The 1,937-nt window shown below is 47.7% G+C and carries 5 protein-coding genes; 1 reads left to right on the top strand and 4 read right to left on the bottom strand.

The features are described from left to right. Positions 1–332 precede the first annotated feature (332 nt). The 4 genes from THISIDRAFT_RS00005 to THISIDRAFT_RS00020 form a co-directional block, all read right to left on the bottom strand. Complete coding sequence (locus THISIDRAFT_RS00005; protein ID WP_217159310.1) at positions 333–503, bottom strand: type II toxin-antitoxin system HicA family toxin; 171 nt, start codon at positions 501–503, stop codon at positions 333–335. Between the two features lie 57 nt (positions 504–560). Further along, positions 561–770, bottom strand: coding sequence for a type II toxin-antitoxin system HicB family antitoxin (locus THISIDRAFT_RS00010; RefSeq protein ID WP_006788793.1), 210 nt, complete (start codon positions 768–770; stop codon positions 561–563). 141 nt (positions 771–911) lie between these two features. Further along, entirely contained in the window at positions 912–1,304 is a 393-nt protein-coding gene (locus THISIDRAFT_RS00015) for a PIN domain-containing protein (protein WP_050984966.1), read from the bottom strand. After that, positions 1,294–1,515, bottom strand: a complete 222-nt coding sequence (locus tag THISIDRAFT_RS00020; RefSeq protein WP_006788791.1) for a hypothetical protein — start codon at positions 1,513–1,515, stop codon at positions 1,294–1,296. The genes THISIDRAFT_RS00015 and THISIDRAFT_RS00020 overlap by 11 nt, the downstream gene beginning before the upstream one ends. A gap of 168 nt (positions 1,516–1,683) precedes the next feature. Between THISIDRAFT_RS00020 and THISIDRAFT_RS00025 the strand changes: the two genes are divergently transcribed. After that, positions 1,684–1,905 carry a hypothetical protein gene (locus THISIDRAFT_RS00025; RefSeq protein ID WP_221913914.1) on the top strand — a complete coding sequence of 74 codons (222 nt, stop codon included), beginning with the start codon at positions 1,684–1,686 and terminating at the stop codon, positions 1,903–1,905. Positions 1,906–1,937: the final 32 nt, after the last annotated feature.

Here is a 1,937-nt window from a genome sequence, read left to right on the forward strand (position 1 = left end):
CATCAACATAATCGGCTGTGCCGAATTGTCCACGTAACTGGGAAAACGACACCGCTTCCAAGGCACACACTTTTCGATACCAATCCTCGAGAACGGCTCTGGATTCAGGATGGCGTTCCCAAAATGCTCTGAGCGGTTTTTTAGAAATCAAGCGCATGATGGAGAGTTTTATTAAATTTCAACAGTGTTGTCATTATCGCATACGCCCCCAAATAAAAAACCCCGCCCCGAAATGAAATCACTTCGGCGCGGGGTTGGGTTAGGGGTCTCGGGCATCCGTGCCCGTGGTCTGTCCCGAAAATGGCGGATTGCCTGGCGGGTTACGGGTTCCATTAACGGTGAACCAAAAATTCGGCGGGTGTTAAATCAATATCCTGAATAATTTGACGCAAGAGCAGGGGCGAGAGATCACGACCAGGGTGAAAAGGAACGGTTGTGCGCCGACCATCCGGGTGTCGGAACTGTTTGTGCGAACCCCGCTGTCTTACCTCTTGAAAACCCAATCACAACAATATCGCGGCAACTTCTCTGGGCTTGAGGATCGGAAGATGCCCCACGGCTCAGACCACGGCGATCTGTTGCACACCGACAAATTCCGATTCAAGCACCGGGTCGCCTTCTTCCAAAAGCATTTCGACGACTTCTTGCATATTCGCTTGCAATTCATCGAGCGATGCGGCCTGCGTATGGGCACCTGGAAACCCTGGGATGAAGCCAATGTAGTAGCCCGTTTGAGGGCAGCGTTCGATCACGGCGGTAAATTGCTTCATCGTATTTCTCAATGTTCTGGGTAGCCGAATATAGTGTGGGCAAAAAACCCCGCCCGAAATGCAATCACTTCGGTGCGGGGTTGGGTTAGGGGTCTCGGGCATCCGTGCCCGTGGTCAGTCCCGACAATGGCGGATGACGGATTACGACTTTTCTGGCTTGAAAAGAAATACCGATGTTTTAGCGAAGTTAGCCAATTGAATATCTGCTGTGACTAAAACGCTATGCACTGATTGCGCTGATGCAATAATAATGGCATCTGGCAATTTTAATGAACCCATCATCCTGATCTGTGAAATTGTATCCAGTAAAACGGGATCTTGCATCGTAATGTCAGTGACATTAACACGCGATACAAATTGATCAAATAGCACTTTATCTTCTTGAGTTAACCCTGAGAAGGCAAAAAATTCCAAGCGGCTAATGACTGAAATACCGATAAATTCAGCCTGATGTGCCAGATTGACAAGCACTTCATGGCCTTGCAATAAGGCAATGATCGCATTAGTGTCAAAAAAGTAGCGCTTACCACTCATCACGCAAGGCACTTTGTTGAGAGAGTGCATCACCTTCCCAAGCCAATTTGCCCACGAGATCAGAAAAGTCATACGGGGCTTTTTGTGGCGGCTTGATCGGCTCATTGTTTGCTAAAACAATGACCTTGACATGCTGATGCATCAACTGCTCAAAGTCTTTTAGTTCAATAAAACGGCTTGTGACATCGGTTTCAAACTCTACGGCATACATCACTTGACCCTCTTATCGTGTTTAATTAAATGGCAATGATTCTAGCACAGCCGCCCCCCCAACAAAAAACCCCGCCCCGAAATGCAATCACTTCGGCGCGGGGTTGGGTTAAGGCGGGGTGTGCGGGAATCATTGCAATTTAATTAAACACGATAAGAGGGTCAAGTGATGTGTGGGGTAGAGTTTGAAACCGATGTGACGAGCCGTTTTATTGAACTAAAAGACTTTGAGGAGTTGATGCATCAGCATGTCAAGGTCATTGTTTTAGCAAACAATGAGCCGATCAAGCCGCCACAAAAAGCCCCGTATGACTTTTCTGATCTCGTGGGCAAATTGGCTTGGGAAGGTGATGCACTCTCTCAACAAAGTGCCTTGCGTGATGAGTGGTAAGCGCTACTTTTTTGACACTAATGCGATCATTG

Source organism: Thiorhodospira sibirica ATCC 700588 (genome assembly GCF_000227725.2).
Taxonomy (GTDB): domain Bacteria; phylum Pseudomonadota; class Gammaproteobacteria; order Ectothiorhodospirales; family Ectothiorhodospiraceae; genus Thiorhodospira; species Thiorhodospira sibirica.

Excerpts from the sequence above, each read along its gene's own strand:
- THISIDRAFT_RS00025 (WP_221913914.1), top strand. The coding sequence starts at position 1,684 with ATGTGTGGGGTAGAGTTTGAAACCGATGTGACGAGCCGTTTTATTGAA.
- THISIDRAFT_RS00015 (WP_050984966.1), bottom strand. The coding sequence starts at position 1,304 with ATGAGTGGTAAGCGCTACTTTTTTGACACTAATGCGATCATTGCCTTA.
- THISIDRAFT_RS00010 (WP_006788793.1), bottom strand. The coding sequence starts at position 770 with ATGAAGCAATTTACCGCCGTGATCGAACGCTGCCCTCAAACGGGCTAC.
- THISIDRAFT_RS00020 (WP_006788791.1), bottom strand. The coding sequence starts at position 1,515 with ATGTATGCCGTAGAGTTTGAAACCGATGTCACAAGCCGTTTTATTGAA.